Source organism: Streptomyces sp. NPDC002156 (assembly GCF_053593675.1).
This window is the reverse complement of sequence record NZ_JBSFDA010000112.1, coordinates 18,601-33,044: the sequence shown is the minus strand read 5'-3', so window position 1 is coordinate 33,044 and position 14,444 is coordinate 18,601. Positions and strand designations below refer to the sequence as shown.

Annotated in this window: 14 protein-coding genes; 3 read left to right on the top strand and 11 right to left on the bottom strand. The window is 70.7% G+C overall.

The annotated features are described in order from the left end of the window. Positions 1–75: 75 nt before the first annotated feature. Entirely contained in the window at positions 76–1,005 is a 930-nt protein-coding gene (locus ACWCRB_RS33975; RefSeq protein ID WP_450999731.1) for an AurF N-oxygenase family protein, read from the bottom strand. Between the two features lie 129 nt (positions 1,006–1,134). Here ACWCRB_RS33975 and ACWCRB_RS33970 point away from each other — a divergent pair, with 129 nt between their 5' ends. Continuing rightward, complete coding sequence (locus ACWCRB_RS33970; protein WP_450999730.1) at positions 1,135–2,007, top strand: hypothetical protein; 873 nt, start codon at positions 1,135–1,137, stop codon at positions 2,005–2,007. Between the two features lie 353 nt (positions 2,008–2,360). On the opposite strand, the gene ACWCRB_RS33965 is transcribed toward ACWCRB_RS33970, so the two are convergent. The 6 genes from ACWCRB_RS33965 to ACWCRB_RS33940 form a co-directional block, all read right to left on the bottom strand. Further along, the gene (locus tag ACWCRB_RS33965) at positions 2,361–3,818 is read right to left on the bottom strand and encodes a penicillin-binding transpeptidase domain-containing protein (protein WP_450999729.1); all 1,458 of its coding nucleotides are present in this window, start codon (positions 3,816–3,818) and stop codon (positions 2,361–2,363) included. A 17-nt stretch (positions 3,819–3,835) separates the two neighbouring features. After that, a complete protein-coding gene (locus ACWCRB_RS33960; protein WP_450999728.1) occupies positions 3,836–5,266 on the bottom strand; it encodes an FtsW/RodA/SpoVE family cell cycle protein in 1,431 nt (476 codons plus the stop codon). A 58-nt stretch (positions 5,267–5,324) separates the two neighbouring features. Then, positions 5,325–5,966, bottom strand: coding sequence for an SH3 domain-containing protein (locus ACWCRB_RS33955; protein ID WP_450999727.1), 642 nt, complete (start codon positions 5,964–5,966; stop codon positions 5,325–5,327). Positions 5,967–6,034: 68 nt separating this feature from the next. After that, the gene (locus tag ACWCRB_RS33950) at positions 6,035–7,321 is read right to left on the bottom strand and encodes an ATP-binding protein (protein ID WP_450999726.1); all 1,287 of its coding nucleotides are present in this window, start codon (positions 7,319–7,321) and stop codon (positions 6,035–6,037) included. Continuing rightward, positions 7,318–8,037: a hypothetical protein gene (locus ACWCRB_RS33945; protein WP_450999725.1), complete on the bottom strand. Its 720-nt coding sequence runs from the start codon at positions 8,035–8,037 to the stop codon at positions 7,318–7,320. Before ACWCRB_RS33945 ends, ACWCRB_RS33950 begins: the two co-directional genes overlap by 4 nt. A gap of 159 nt (positions 8,038–8,196) precedes the next feature. Further along, on the bottom strand, positions 8,197–8,703 hold the full coding sequence (locus tag ACWCRB_RS33940; RefSeq protein WP_450999724.1) for a protein-tyrosine phosphatase family protein: 507 nt from the start codon (positions 8,701–8,703) through the stop codon (positions 8,197–8,199). Positions 8,704–8,826: 123 nt separating this feature from the next. Between ACWCRB_RS33940 and ACWCRB_RS33935 the strand changes: the two genes are divergently transcribed. Further along, positions 8,827–9,630 carry a nuclease-related domain-containing protein gene (locus ACWCRB_RS33935; protein WP_450999723.1) on the top strand — a complete coding sequence of 268 codons (804 nt, stop codon included), beginning with the start codon at positions 8,827–8,829 and terminating at the stop codon, positions 9,628–9,630. Between the two features lie 32 nt (positions 9,631–9,662). On the opposite strand, the gene ACWCRB_RS33930 is transcribed toward ACWCRB_RS33935, so the two are convergent. Beyond that, positions 9,663–10,175, bottom strand: coding sequence for a hypothetical protein (locus ACWCRB_RS33930; RefSeq protein WP_450999722.1), 513 nt, complete (start codon positions 10,173–10,175; stop codon positions 9,663–9,665). 176 nt (positions 10,176–10,351) lie between these two features. After that, a complete protein-coding gene (gene ligD / locus ACWCRB_RS33925; protein WP_450999721.1) occupies positions 10,352–11,215 on the bottom strand; it encodes a non-homologous end-joining DNA ligase in 864 nt (287 codons plus the stop codon). A gap of 80 nt (positions 11,216–11,295) precedes the next feature. On the opposite strand from ligD, the gene ku reads away from it, so the two are divergent. After that, positions 11,296–12,297: a non-homologous end joining protein Ku gene (ku, locus tag ACWCRB_RS33920; protein WP_450999720.1), complete on the top strand. Its 1,002-nt coding sequence runs from the start codon at positions 11,296–11,298 to the stop codon at positions 12,295–12,297. A 132-nt stretch (positions 12,298–12,429) separates the two neighbouring features. On the opposite strand, the gene ACWCRB_RS33915 is transcribed toward ku, so the two are convergent. Both ACWCRB_RS33915 and ACWCRB_RS33910 read right to left on the bottom strand, forming a co-directional pair. Next, entirely contained in the window at positions 12,430–13,719 is a 1,290-nt protein-coding gene (locus tag ACWCRB_RS33915; RefSeq protein ID WP_450999719.1) for a beta-ketoacyl-[acyl-carrier-protein] synthase family protein, read from the bottom strand. Between the two features lie 131 nt (positions 13,720–13,850). Beyond that, positions 13,851–14,321, bottom strand: a complete 471-nt coding sequence (locus tag ACWCRB_RS33910) for a MarR family winged helix-turn-helix transcriptional regulator (protein WP_450999718.1) — start codon at positions 14,319–14,321, stop codon at positions 13,851–13,853. Between the last annotated feature and the right edge of the window lie 123 nt (positions 14,322–14,444).

Genomic DNA, 14,444 nt, shown 5'->3' with positions numbered 1-14,444 from the left:
GCACGGGGCGCAGCCCCTGCTTTTCAGGGGCGCGGGGAACTGCGCGACCAGCCCCCACCGGGGCGCACCCTGTATTCAAGCCAGTAGCCCCGAAGACCTCCACAGTCGCCGGCCGGCACCCCGCAGGACCCCGATGTCGTCCAGGAAGTCCGTCAGTTTCTTTGCGCCGGTCTGCATGACCTCCCGCCGATGCCCGCTTGCCCGCACCTGCGCCACCGCCTCCGCCCTGTTCAGACCCACGTTCGCGTACACGTCAGGGTTGACGAAGGCGACCGAGAAGACGCGGGCGAACTCGCCGGAGGTGACTCGGGTGAAGCCCTGGGACCACCTGGGGGCCGTCACCATCTGGCGGCGGAGTTCCTCGCGGGCGTAGCGGACATGGCGGGACTCCTCCACCACGTGGATGCGAGTGACCCCCCTGATCAGCGGCTGCACCCGCTCGTCCGGGAACGTCAGCCGCTGCATCCAGTCGAGCACCTCCTCACCGAGCAGCGTCGCCGTGAACGAACCGGGCGTCGTGGACACCGTCTTGAAGAACCGGCCCAGATTCTGGTGGAGCCGGCTGACCGGGTAGTACGGGGTGCCGCTACGGCTGATCAGCCGGGCGAACATCTTCGAGTGCCGGCACTCGTCCTCGATCTCCGTCAACGCGTAGCGGACGTGCGCGCTCGTCGCCGCCTTGTCGTAGATGTGCCGTACGAGGAGCTGCATCAGGATGATCTCGAACCAGATCCCGAGCGAGGCGAGCGCCGCCGACTCGTGCTGGGAGAGCAGGATGCGCTGTTCCTCGCTCATCCGCTTCCACATCGGCGTGCCGTACAGGGAGACCAGCTCGGGCGGCCAGAACCACTTGCCGTCCTCGAAGGGGGCGTCCCAGTCCAACTCCTTGTCGGGGTCGAAGGAGTGCCTGGCGGACGCTTCGAGGAGCCGTTCGGCCACGTGTTCCCGGTCCTTGAGCACGCCCAGCGCGTCGCGGAGTATCTCGGCTTCCGTCACTGTCGTCACGTTCTTATGAGACCGCTTGTCAGCAAGAGGGTCAATCCCCTGGGAGCTACTTACGCGTAGCGATGTGCGGGGACTTGGGATACTTATATGGGGCTTATCTCGTCACCCAAGTGCAGTAGCGTGCGTGGCGTGTCCACGACTCCGCCGCCCCAGCCGCCCGACAACCCCTACGGCCCGCCCCCGACTTCGGGCCCCTATGGCCAGCAGCCGTATCCGGGGCAGCCGCCGCAGCAGCAGCCGTATCCGGGCCCGCCTCCCGGGCCGTACGGTCAGCAGCCGCCGCCCCCGTTCCCCTACGGGCAGCAGGGGCCCTACGGCGCTCCCGCTCCCGCGCCCTGGGGTGCGCCGCCCCCGCCGCCGAAGAAGAGCCGGCTCGGGCTGATCCTCGGCATCGTCGGTGGTGTCGTCGTGCTGGTCGTGGGGGGTGTGGCCGCGCTCGTCTGGATCGGGGTGAAGTCCGACACCGGTTTTCCCGAGGCGGAGTACAAGCTGACGCTGCCGCAGAAGGTGCTCGACGAGAAGTACGAGCTGGCCGGCGACCTCTCCGGCACCGAGGGGCAGGCCATCGAGGAGGAGGCCGACGGTGCCTGGGATGCGCGGGACACCAAGGCGGTTGTCGGTCAGTACAGCCTGGGTGGCGACCAGGCCGCGGGGACACTGGTGATCTCCGGTATGTACGGGCGGTTCAAGAACACCGACCTTGCGCGCGACAACATGATGGAGGGCGCGGCGGGCGGGGAGGGTGCCAAGGTCGCCGTCAAGCCCAAGGACTTCAAGCCGGCGGGCTCCGATGTCACGGTCACCTGCGAGGTGCTCGTCCAGACCCAGCTGGGTACGGAGGTTACCATTCCTGTCTGTGGGTGGGTGGACGGGAACACCGGTGCGTCGATCGCCGAGATCACGGCTGGCACGGTCACGAAGAAGCCGGCGGAGGTGGATTTGGCGGCGGCTGCGGCGACCGCCGTCAAGATCCGAGGCGAGATCAGGAAGCCGCTCGGCTGAGGGGGACTCCGTCGGCTGGGCGGTTGCTTGGCTGCGGGCCCGGTGGGGGTTACTCGCGCCGCGCCCCTGAAAACCCCGTCCGTGCCGATCCGTTCGGCTGCGGACGGGTGGGGGCTGATCGCGCCGTTCCCCGCGCCCCTAAAAGACAAAGACCCGTCCGTCCCGATTCGTTTGGCTGCGGGCCCGGTGGGGGCTGGTCGCGCCGTTCCCCGCGCCCCTAGGAGGGCGCTTCGCGCCCGTCCGATCCGCCCAGCCTGCGGGCATGCGTGCCGCTAGGGGCGGCACGGGTGGGCGCAGGCGGCACCCCGTGAGCGCCGGGCTGCGTGACCCACCCCCCAGGCGCCCCCCGTGTCTCAGTCGCCGAGTACCGCCTCCATCACCCCCCGGGCGATCGGCGCGGCCACCCCACCCCCGCTGATGTCCGTCCGGTCGATTGAGGCGTCCTCGACCACCACCGCGACCGCGACCGACGGCTCGACATCGCGTTCGCCCTGGGCCCAGGAGACGAACCAGGCGTACGGCACGCCGGAGTTGCCGATGCCGTGTTGGGCGGTGCCGGTCTTGCCGCCGACCGTCGCGCCGGGGATCGCCGCGTTCCTGCCGGTGCCCCGCTCCACCACGTCCCGCATCAGCTCCCGCATCCGTACGGCCGTCGCCGGATGCATCGCCCGGTGCTGACGTCGTACGCCTGACGTGGCAACTGTCGTGCCGCGCGCTGTCGTTGTGCGCTCCACCAGGTACGGCGACGGCACCTGGCCGTCGTTCGCCACCGCCGCCGCCACCATCGCCATCTGCAACGGCGTCGCCCGCGTGTTGTACTGGCCGATCGCGGACAGCGCCAACTGCGCCTTGTCCACGTGGGTGTCGAATGTGCTCTGCGCGACCGAGAACGGGATACGCAGCCCCGCGTCGTTGAAGCCGAAGCCGTCCGCCGTGGCCGCCAGGTCGGCGACGCCCACGTCCACCCCCAGCTTGGCGAAGACGGTGTTGCAGGACCAGGTGAACGCCTCCCGCAGTGAGACGTCAGCGCAGCCGTCGCCCTCGTTCGTCAGCCGCGTGGACGTGCCGGGGAGGCGGTACGGGTCGGGGGAGTGGGTCCGCTCGTCCAGGTCGGTGATGACTCCCGCGTCCAGAGCCGCCGCCGCCGTCACCACCTTGAACGTCGAACCCGGCGGATACGTCTGCCGTACCGCCCTGTTGAGCATCGGCTTGTCCGGGTCGTCGTTCAGGCGTCGCCAACTCCGTTCCACCGAACGCCCGTTGCCGGAGAGAGAGGTCGGGTCGTAGGAAGGGGTCGAGACCAGCGCCAGGATTCGGCCCGTCGACGGTTCCACCGCCGCCACCGCGCCCTTGCGGCCGTCCAGGCCGTCGTAGGCCGCTTGTTGGGCTTGCGCGTCGATGGTCGTCACCACCTCGCCGCCGGGGTTCTGGGCCCGCGTCACGTCGTTCCACAGCGGGAACGGGGAGAGCATCGGGTCGGTGCCCGAGAGGATGCCGTCCTCCGTGTGCTCCAGGAACGTCGTGCCGTACACCTGGGAGGCGAAGCCGGTGATCGGGGCGTACAACGGGCCGTTCCTGTACGTCCGTTCGTAGCGGAGCTGCTCCCCGGTGTCCGTGGACCCGGTGACCGGCCGCTCGCCGACCAGGATGGCGCCGCGCGGCTGACCGTAACGGGCGATCACCTGGCGGCGGTTGGCCGGGTTGTCGTCGTACCGCTGGGCCTGGACGACCTGGACGCGGGTGATGTTGACGAGCAGGGCGAGCAGGAGCAGGGCGCAGAAGACTGCCGCGTGCTTGATGCAGCGCGTCATCGGGCGAGCGTTTCTCTTCACGGGGTGTCTCTTCCTGGCGTGGGGCGCCCGTTGCCGTCGTACCCTCGCCGGGCCGAGTCGCTGATCCGGATCAGCAGCGCCACGATGATCCAGTTGGTGACCACGGAAGAACCCCCTTGTGCGAGGAACGGCATCGCCATGCCGGTGAGCGGGATGAGGCCCGAGACGCCGCCCGCGATGACGAACACCTGGAGCGCGACGATCGAGGAGAGGCCGACGGCGAGCAGGCGGCCGAAGGGGTCGCGGAGGGAGAGGCCCGCCCGGTAGCCGCGCTCCACGAGGAGGGCGTACAGGATGACGATCGCGGAGAGGCCCGCCAGGCCCAGTTCCTCGCCCGCCGTCGCCAGGATGAAGTCCGACTTGGCCGCGAAGCCGATCAGGATCGAGTGGCCGAGCCCGAGGCCGGTGCCGAGGACGCCGCCCGCCGCGAACGCGAACAGCGACTGGGAGAGCTGGTTGGGGCCCTGACCTGCCTCGATCGTCGCGAACGGGTGCAGCCAGTCCTCGACCCGGCTGTGGACGTGCGGTTCGAGCGTGCCGACGGCGAAGGCGCCCAGCGCGGCCAGCAGCAGCCCGACCGCGATCCAGCCGGTGCGGCCCGTGGCGACGTACAGCATGACCACGAAGAGGCCGAAGAAGAGGAGCGAGGTGCCGAGGTCGCGTTCCAGGATCAGTACGCCGACGCTGATCAGCCAGATCGCGACGATCGGGCCGAGGACCCGTCCGGTGGGCAGTTGGAGGCGGTTGAAGCGCCAGATGCGGCGGCCGGTGTACGCGAGCGCCTTGCGGTTGGCGGCGAGGTACGCGGCGAAGAAGACCGCGAGCAGCACCTTCGCGAACTCGCCCGGCTGGATGGAGAATCCGGCGATCCGGATCCAGATGCGGGCCCCGTTCACGGACGGGAAGAAGATCGGGAGGGTGAGGAGGATCAGGGCGGCGGCCACGCATACGTACGCGTAGCGCTGGAGGACCCGGTGGTCGCGGAGGAGGACCACGACCACGATGAACAACGCCACTCCGACCGTGGACCACACGAGTTGGGTGGGCGCCGCCCGGTGGCCCGGCGTCTCCAGGTCCAGGCGGTAGATCAGGACCAGGCCGAGGCCGTTGAGCAGCACGCCGATCGGGAGCAGGAGCGGGTCGGCGCACGGGGCGCACCGGCGTACCGCGAGATGGGCGAGGAGCGCGAGCACACCGAGCCCGGCGCCGTAGCCGGCGGCGCCGGGCGGGAGGGTGCCGTTCTTCGCGAGGCCGACATCGCAGTAGCCGTACACGGAGAGGAGGACGGCCACGACGATCAGGACCAGCTCGATGCCACGGCGCCGGGGGACGCGCGGGGCGGGAACGGAGGGATCGGCGGGCTCCGAGAGCCAGGGCTCCGGGGATTCCTCGTACTCCGCCGCCACGGTGGTTCCGGGCTTCGTCATGTCCGGAACTTACCCAAAGTTCATGGAATCGTGTGTGATGCGGCTTATGTTCGCCGGGTCAGCAGAAGCGCGGTGCCGCGCCGATGTTGTCGATGTAGCGGGCGGCGCCCCAGGCCCAGGTGCCGTCCGTGAGGAGGTACCAGAGCGAGTTGCCGTCGACGTTCTCGCCGCCGACCTTGCAGTAGATGTTGACGATCGCGCCCTGCGGGACGACCCGGATGATCGCGCTGCCACGGTTCGGCGCGCTGCGCAGCCGCAGTCCGCCGTTGGCGGTGACGATCCCCTGGTAGGGCCCGGAGCTGCTGGTGCTGGTGTTGCCGCTGTTGTGCTGGCCCCAGTCGCCGGTGCCGCTCTGCTGGCTGCTGCTCTGCTGGTTGCTGTTCCCCTGGTTCCAGGTGCCGCTGCCGGTGTTGCTGTTCGGGTTCTGGCTCTGGTTCTGGTTCTGGTTCGGGTTCGGCGTGGGGTTCTGGCTCTGGTTGCTCTGCTGCTGCGACGGCTGTGTCTGCTGCGACGGCTGCGTCTGCTGGGACTGCTGCGGGTTCTGCTGTTGCGGCTGCTGGGTCTGCTGTTGCTGCTGGTTCCAGCTGGTGCCCCAGTCGTCGTCGGCCGGGCTCGCGAGTGCCGGGGTGACGGCGCAGACGGAGAGCGCGGTGGCGGCAGCGGTTATGCCGAGGCGGGTGAGGGTGGTCCGCGATGTCATGTTGGCTCCTTTGCCGGGGGCAGAGCTGACTACCCGCCACGCTAGGAGCGGCTCGTGTAAGGCGCCCGTCACGCTGGGCCGTTGGTGGCAAGCCCCCGTGATTCGGCCAGCGTGAGCGTCGCCAGCGCGCCCCCGCCCTCCCCCTCCGGCACGTTGGCGAAGGCCAGCCGGGCGCCCAGTACCTCCGCCTGGCCCAACGCGATCGTCAGCCCGAGCCCGTGCCCGGTCGCCCCGCCCTCGGTACGGAACCGCTGCGGCCCGTGCTCCACCAGGTACTCCGGATAGCCGTCGCCGTGGTCCCGCACGGTCACGACCGGACCGTCGACGGTCAGCGTCACCGGCGTACGGCCGTGCCGGTGGGCGTTGGCGACCAGGTTCCCGAGCACCCGTTCGAGCCGGCGTCGGTCGGTGTCGACGCGGGTGTCACGGACGACGACGATCTCCGTGTCGGCCCCGGCGGCCCCCGAGGCCCGTACGACCCGTGCGGCGATGGCGCCGAGTTGCTCGGTGTCGGCCTCCAGCCGCTCCTTGCCCGTGTCGAGGCGGGAGATTTCGAGCAGGTCCTCGGTGAGCGTGCGCAGCGCGGCGACCCGGTCGCGGACCAGCTCGGTCGGCCGTCCGGGCGGCAGCAGTTCGGCCGCCGCGTGGAGTCCGGTGAGCGGGGTGCGCAGTTCGTGCGCGACATCGGCGGTGAAGCGCTGCTCGCTGAGCAGCTTCCGCTGCAGCGAGGCGGCCATGGTGTCGAGGGCGGCGGCGACGGCGGCGACCTCGTCCGGCGGACGGTTCGGGTCCTGCGTACGGGCGTCGTCGACACGGGCGTCCAGGTCGCCGGCGCTGATCCGGCGGGCCACCTGGGCGGTCGCGTGCAGCCGGCGGGTCACCCGGGTCACCGCGACCGCGCCGACCAGCAGCGTCGCACCGATGGCGAGGCCGGACGACCACAGGATGGCCCGGTCGAGGCCCTCGATCGTGCGGGCGCTCTGCGAGTAGTCGAGCGCCACGGCGAGCGCGTGCCCGCCGTCGGCGGGACCGGCCGCCCACATCGTCGGGACCCCGTCGTGGTCGGTGACCATCGTGCCGCGGTCCCCGGCCGCCGCGAGCGCCCGCAGCGACTCGGGCAGCCCCTCGGGATCGATACCGGCGTTCGGCCGCAGGGCGTCCCCGGCCTCGTACTCCGCCGTGGCCTCCACGAGCCGGGACAGCGCGCGGTCGCGGGCCTGGTCGACGGTCTGGTGGGTCACGGAGACATGCACGAGGACGCCGAGCAGGGCGGCGAGGGCGCAGCACATCACGGTGATGAACAGCGCGGCCTTGACGGCGAGGGTGCCTGCCCAGGCGGGCAGCGCGACCCTCATCGGGCGCTCGCGGAAGGAGTCGCCGGGCCGGGGGTGCGCTGGGGTTTGCCCGTACGGAGGAACTCGTCCCGGGTGAGCAGCATCGCCTTCTGGTCGGCGTCCCAGGTCCACTGGGTGCGGTACTCGTACCCCGGGATCTGCGAGGGAGAGCGGATGATCACGGCCCGGCCGGCCAGTTCGACGGCGGTCACGGCGTCGTCGTTCGCCATGATCTGCACGAGCCTGTGCCGCTGGAAGGTGTACACGCGTACGGCCGTCCCGTTGCCCGGCAGCAGCCGGAAACCGAGGGTCATCTCGTCGCGGCCGTCGCCGGTGAGGTCGCGGTAGTAGGCCTTGAGGACGGGACAGGCGCCGGTGTCGCGCGTGCGCCCGCAGGCCGCCATCCCGCCGGCCGTCCCGGCGTACGGGGAGTTGTCGGCGGTGTACATGTCGGGGTGGGCGGCGATCTCCGCCCGTACGACGGCCACCGGGTCGATCATGTGGATGTCGTCGCCGGGGGCGGTGACGCCCTTGACGGTCTCGGTCTCGGCCTCGCCGTAGTCCCAGGCGGGGCTGGAGGCGGCGGGCAGCTCGGGCCAGAGCCGGGCGGGGCTGACGGCGATGGCGGTGGGCCCGGCGCCGCGCAGCCCACCGGCGTCGCCGCAGCCGGAGGTGAGGGAGAGGAGGCCGGGGACGAGGGCGGCGAGGATGACGCGTGAGGTGCGGCTGGGGTTCAACTGCACTCCTGCGTCGGGCCGGCGATCGGGGCGAGCGGTGGGCGAAGGGCGACCGGTCGCCTCGTACGCCACACCTTATTCGCAGGGATGACGTATTTGCCGGACGGGTTGCTCCGCCCGCTCCACCGGTTGTCCCTTTCTCCCTTTCTCCCCTTCTTCCTATTCCGCCAGCTCCTCCAGCAGCCGGGCCGTGGGCAGCCCCGTCCGCAGATACTCGACGAACAGTTCGTTGTGCAGGGCCCAGGGGGAGCGGCGGGATCTGATGAGACGGATCGCCTCCTCGGTGTCGTGCCCGTCGCGGACGAGGGCGTGCGCGACGACGAGCCCCGAGCGGTTGTAGCCGCTGTAGCAGCGCACGAGCACGCTCCGCCCGTCCTCCAGCGCGGCACACGCGGCCTCCGCGAGCCGGATGACACCGGCCAGCTGGGTCCCGTCGAGCGGCCCGTCCGGGACGGGCCACACATGGTGCTCGACACCGGGATCGGGCCCGTGTCCTGGCAGCTTCAAAAGGGTGATGACCAGGTCGAACTCATCACGTACGACGGCGAATTCGAGCTCCCCCGAGCGGTTGACGAACTCGTGCCCACCCATCCACAACCCGGGCACGATCTCGCTCCAGGGCTCACCCGGAGCCGGTACGTCGGGCTGCTTCCTGCGGGTCCGCAACTGTGCCGCCTCCCCCACTCGGGCCCAACTCGGCCACCCAACTCCTCCCAAAGGTAACCGGCTTCTTGCCCCGGCAGCACCCCGCCTGTTCCCATGGTCATGCGGGGAATGGGGTGATGGCGGATGAGCGGACTGCGCGTCGTACCGGCCTGGCGCCAGGGACATGAGCGGCTGTACGTGTGCATGACGGACGGACGGAACATCGCCTGGTACGACCGTGAGTCGTCCCGGGTCAACCTGCTGAGCGAGGATCTCAGAGGGGACGTACTGGAAGCCCTGGGCCCGTTCCTGACGGGCCCGGTGACGGTGGGACCGCCCCCGGTCCCGACCCCGGCGGAGCTGGCCCGGCTCTCCCTCCACCCCGACGACGACCTGGCCCCCAACCGTCCAGGCGAGGCCATCCAGATCGCCCTGGACCGCGACCCGGGCCCGTCCCACCGGTTCCGCCCTGACCCCCGACGGCGGGCGCTGGCGGCGGAACAGGCGGTGGGCGAGGCACTGGAGGCGCTGGAGGGCGCGGGCTGGCACACCCTGCACTCGCTCCCGTTACCGGGGGGCGACCGGATCCACCACCTGGTGATCGGCCCGGGCGGCCTGTTCGCCGTGCACACCATCTACGCCCGCAAACAGCGGGTCCATGTGGCCGACCCGATGGTGTCGCTGGGCCGTCGCGACCCGCGCCCCCTCCTGCGCCGGGTGCGCTCGGACGCCGACCGGGCCTCGTACGCCCTGACGGCCGAGGTCCACCCGGTCCTGGCCCTGGCGGGCCCGGCCGACCTGACGGTGACGGTTCCGCTGCGGGAGGTCAGGGTCCTCCAGGACACGGATCTGTCGGGGCTGGCACGCCTGGGCGGCGTACTCAAGCCGGCGGATGTGGAGGCGCTGCACGCGGTGGCGCGGGACCGGGGGACTTGGGGGCGGGTGTAAGTAAGTGGGGGGTTGACCGCCGGGCGGAGCGGTCAGGCGGCGTGGCAGAGCGTCGCGGGGTCGGCCACCGCCGCGTGCACGGGACGGGCGGGGCGGACCGTGGCCGAGGCCGAGGCCTGCGAGTGGCTCCGTGCGAAGACGACGAGGCGGAGCACCGCGAACCGCGCGACACCGGCGAGCGCGGAGGCGGACAGGTAGACGACCTGTTCGAGCACCGCACCCGGCGCCGCCACCAGCTGCTGCAGCACCACCATCGCCACACAGGTCACCGCATACGCACCCGCCGCCGACCCGGCCGACTGCACATGCTGGCGCCAGGTCGCGCGCCCACCCGCACCGAAGGTGAAACGGGCATGCAGCTCGGTGGCGAGAAGTGTGGACGCCACGGTGATCAGAGCATTGGCCAGAGCCCAGGGCATCCATAAAGCGAGCCCCGCCACGGCGAAGCTGGAGGCGAGCCCCACCCCGCCACCGCAGAGCACGAAGCGCGCGAAGGCGTTGAAGGCGCCGGGTGTGCCCTGTCGCCGACTTTCTGCTGTCTCCATGATCCGACCCCCTGAGACCTACTCCGCCAAAACGCGCTCCTGCCGTCCGCGAGACGGAGGGGTGCGCCATCAATGACGCCATGATGGCACATGTGTGGTGCCATCTGTAAGGAATATGTGGCACCTATTGGTGTCACGCTTGGCGCTATGGGGTGGGGAGGGGGTGAACGTGCAGCTCAGCGAGCCAGTAGCGGTGCCAGCAGGTCGTCGTGCGTCTGGAGCCGGGGGGCGATGTCCGGTGCCCGGAACGTAAGTTCGGCCGGGTCGGTGCACCCCGCCACCTCCTCCCACGTCACCGGCGTGGACACCGTCGGGTCCGTGCCCGCCCTCAGGGTGTACGGGGTCGCCGTTGTCTTCCGGGCCGCGTTCTGGCTGTAGTCGACGAAGACCTTTCCCGGGCGCAGGCTGCGGGTCATGCGGTGGACGACCAGGTGGGGGAGGGTGCGTTCCGCCTCGACCGCCAGGTCCTTCGCGTATGCCGTGACCTCCCTGGAGGGGGTCCGTTCCGTCAGGGTCGCCAGTACGTGCAGGCCCTTCGAGCCGGACGTCTTCGCGTACGCCTCCACGCCGTCCGCCGCCAGCCGCTCCCGCAGCCACAGCGCGACCTCGCAGCACTCCACGATCGTCGCCGGGTGCCCGGGATCCAGGTCCAGGACCAGGCGGTCGGCCTCGCCGGGGGCGTCGATCAGCCACTGCGGGGTGTGGAACTCGGTCACCAGGTTCGCCGCCCAGATCAAGCTGGGCAGGTCCTGGATCAGGACCATCCGTGCCGGGCCCTCCGAGCGCGGGACCTCCGCCGTCGTAACCCAGTCGGGCGTGCCCGGCGGGACGTTCTTGGCGAAGAAGACCTGGCCGTCGGGGCCGTCCGGATAGCGGAGGAAGGAGAGCGGGCGGTCGTGGAGGTGGGGGAGGAGGGCGTCCGCCGTGGTCGCGTAGTAGTGGAGCAGCTCGCCCTTGGTGAAGCCGGTGGCCGGGTGGATCACCTTCTCCAGGTTGGAGAGGGCCACCCTTCGCCCCTCCACCTCCGTGATCGGCGTCATACGATGAGAATCCCATGAAAGTGGGGCAAAGGGGTTAGGGGGCGAAGTGGTCCCCTGTCGGCCGGCGGAAGGGTTTCCTCGTGCGATCCATATGGAACGGTGCCATCTCCTTCGGGCTGGTCAGCATCCCGATCAAGCTCGTGAACGCCACCGAGAGCCATGCGATCTCCTTCCGGCAGGTCCACGTCGAGGACGGCGGGCGCATCCGGTACCGCAAGTTCTGCGAGCTGGAGGACCGTGAGGTCGGGAGCGACGAGATCGGTAAGGCGTACGAGGGTGCCGACGGGGCGATGATCCCGATCACCGACGAGGATCTGGGGTCGCTGCCCCTGCCCACCGCCAAGACGATCGAGATCGTCGCCTTCGTGCCGAGTGATCGCATCGATCCGCTGCAGATGGACACCGCCTACTACCTCTCCGCGAACGGCGTCCCGGCCGCCAAGCCCTACACCCTGCTGCGCGAGGCGCTGAAGCGCAGCCAGAAGGTCGCCATCGCCAAGTTCGCGCTCCGGGGGCGGGAACGGCTCGGCATGGTGCGGGTCGTCGACGACGTCATCGCCATGCACGGACTGCTCTGGCCCGACGAGATCCGGGCCACGGAGGGCGTCGCGCCGGACGCGAGCGTCACCGTGCGGGACCAGGAACTCGATCTCGCCGACGCCCTCATGGCCACCCTCGGCGAGGTCGACCTCGCCGACCTCCACGACGACTACCGCGAAGCCGTCGAGGAACTCATCGCCGCGAAGGCCTCCGGCGAGGAGGCTCCGCAGGTCCCGGCACCGACCGGAGGCGGAAAGGTGCTCGACCTGATGGCCGCCCTGGAGAAGAGCGTCCGCGAGGCCAAGGAGTCGCGCGGCGAGCAGGAGAAGGTGGCGGAGGGGGAGGTTCAACCCCTGCGGGGGCGTCGTACACCTTCCAAGGCCACCCCCAAGGCCGAGCCCGGGAAGAAGTCGACCTCCACGGCGAAGAAGACCGCCACCAAGAAGACGGCCACCGCCAACAAGTCGACCAGCGCCACCAAGAAGACCCCGGCCAAGAGGGCCACAGCCAAGAAGACGGCCACCCGCAAACGTCCGGCGTGATCTCTTTCGCTCCCCGCTCGGAGCGGGTCGGGTGAAATCCGGTGCAGCTCACCCGCGCCCCAAAGGGGCGCGGGGAACTGCGCGACCAGCCCCCACCGGGCCCGCAGCCAACGAACCGCCCATCCAGCGGAGCTACACCCTCCGCAGCGCCAGCACCGCGTTGTGCCCCCCGAACCCGAACGAATTACTGAGCGCCAGATCCCCATGCCCGGGCAACACACGCGGCGAACCCCACACCACGTCCAAGTCGATCCCCTCGTCCTGCCCACCCTCCGCACACCCGATCGTCGGCGGAATCGTGCCGTGGTGCAGCGTCAGGACCGTGGCCACCGCCTCCACCCCGCCCGCGGCACCCTGAAGGTGCCCGAGGTGACCCTTCAGGGCCGTGACAGGGACCGGAGTGCCACCCAGCACCGCCCGTAGCGCGTTCGCCTCCGCCAGGTCGCCGTCGATCGTGGCCGTGGCGTGGGCGTTGACGTGGATGACGTCGGCGGGGCCGCCACCCGCGTCCCGCAGGGCGCGGTGCAGGGCCAGGGCCACCCCGGTGCCGGACGGATCCGGCGCCGCCATGTGGTGGGCGTCGGCCGACAGACCCCAGCCGGCCGCCTCGCAGTAGACGCGCGCACCCCTCGCCCGTGCGTGCTCCTCGGACTCCAGCAGCAGGAAACCCGCACCCTCGCCGTTCACGAAACCGTCCCGGTCCTTGGCGAAGGGGCGGGACGGCAGCTCCCCGGCGGGACGCGTCGACAGGGCGCGCATCGCGGCGAACGACGCCATGATCGCCGGGGTGACCACGGCCTCGGCGCCGCCCGCGAGGGCGATGTCGACATGGCCGTACCGGATGCGGTCGATCGCCTGGCCGATCGCCTCCGTGCCCGACGCGCAGGCGCTGGTCACCGTGCGGGCCTCGCCCGTGATGCGCAGGTCCAGGGAGATCTGGGACGCCGCCTGTGACGGCACCGTCATGGGGGTGGTGAGCGGTGAGACCGCCCGGGGGCCTTTGTCGCGCAGCCGGCGGTCGCCGCCGACCAGGACCGACGCGTCGCCCAGGATCGCGCCCACCGACACGCCCACCCGGTCGGGGGACAGACCGCTCGCCTCCGTCCCCGAACTGTCGAAGCCCGCGTCCCGCCAGGCCTCCCGGGCCGCCAGTACGCCGAACTGCGCGGCCCGGTTCATCCGGCGGGCCTGGGGACGGGGGAGCAGGGCGGCCGGGTCCACGGGGACCGTGCCCGCCGCCCGGACCGGCAGGCCGGTGAACTCCTCGCCGGTCAACTCCCTTATCCCGCACCGGCCTTCGAGGAGGCCGCGCCAGAGGTCGGGGACTCCGACACCGAGCGGGGTGATGGCTCCCAGGCCGGTGACGACGACCCGCCGGACGAAAACCCGGTTGGAGTAGGGGATGTCCGGCTTGGGGCGCATGATGAGGCTGCCTCCCGGAGTGCGGCGCGGGACGGTCGGCGCACCTCAACTCTGCCCATGCCAGGGGTACTTCATACCGGAATGGTTCACGTTTCAAGCGTGAACGCCCGTTCACTGCTTGCGGCCGACGCCTACTGGTCGCGCGGCCATGGCCGCCCGTCCAGCCGCTCGACATCACGGTTGAGCCGGCTCAACTGGGCCGCGAAGTCCGCTACCTCCTCCGCCGTCCAGTCGGCCAGCACCTTGGCCAGGCCCTTCCGGTTCTCCGTGCGGTCCGCGGCCAGCCGGCGCTCGCCCTCCTCCGTCATGGCGAACTTGCGGGCAATACCGCCCTCGGGGTCGGGGATGCGTTCGACGATTCCGGCCCGGAGCATCGCGGCCGTCTGCCGGTTGAGCGTGGACGCGTCCAGGCCGAACGCTGCGCTGAGCTGGCCGATGGACATCGGCCCCTCCGCCTGGATCCGGCTGAGCAGGATGTACGCGCTGCGGTCGAGCCGTCCCTCGGTCCCCCGCGCCTTCGGCGAGAGCAGATGCATGTACCGACCGAGGAGCATCGTCTCGAACTCGACCAGATCAACGGGTTTTTCCCTGCGCTCGTCCATGCGGCTGCTTCCTTCGGCCTTCGGCTCCTGAACGGGCCTTCGGCTCGGCAGGCCCTGTCCCAAGTTAATGCGTTCACGAGTGATATGTATGATGCACTTCTCGTGCATGATGCACATCCCCCG

Excerpts from the sequence above, each read along its gene's own strand:
- ACWCRB_RS33965 (WP_450999729.1), bottom strand. The coding sequence starts at position 3,818 with ATGACGCGCTGCATCAAGCACGCGGCAGTCTTCTGCGCCCTGCTCCTG.
- ACWCRB_RS33960 (WP_450999728.1), bottom strand. The coding sequence starts at position 5,266 with ATGACGAAGCCCGGAACCACCGTGGCGGCGGAGTACGAGGAATCCCCG.
- ACWCRB_RS33955 (WP_450999727.1), bottom strand. The coding sequence starts at position 5,966 with ATGACATCGCGGACCACCCTCACCCGCCTCGGCATAACCGCTGCCGCC.
- ACWCRB_RS33950 (WP_450999726.1), bottom strand. The coding sequence starts at position 7,321 with ATGAGGGTCGCGCTGCCCGCCTGGGCAGGCACCCTCGCCGTCAAGGCC.
- ACWCRB_RS33935 (WP_450999723.1), top strand. The coding sequence starts at position 8,827 with ATGAGCGGACTGCGCGTCGTACCGGCCTGGCGCCAGGGACATGAGCGG.
- ACWCRB_RS33930 (WP_450999722.1), bottom strand. The coding sequence starts at position 10,175 with ATGGAGACAGCAGAAAGTCGGCGACAGGGCACACCCGGCGCCTTCAAC.
- ligD (WP_450999721.1), bottom strand. The coding sequence starts at position 11,215 with ATGACGCCGATCACGGAGGTGGAGGGGCGAAGGGTGGCCCTCTCCAAC.
- ACWCRB_RS33915 (WP_450999719.1), bottom strand. The coding sequence starts at position 13,719 with ATGCGCCCCAAGCCGGACATCCCCTACTCCAACCGGGTTTTCGTCCGG.
- ACWCRB_RS33910 (WP_450999718.1), bottom strand. The coding sequence starts at position 14,321 with ATGGACGAGCGCAGGGAAAAACCCGTTGATCTGGTCGAGTTCGAGACG.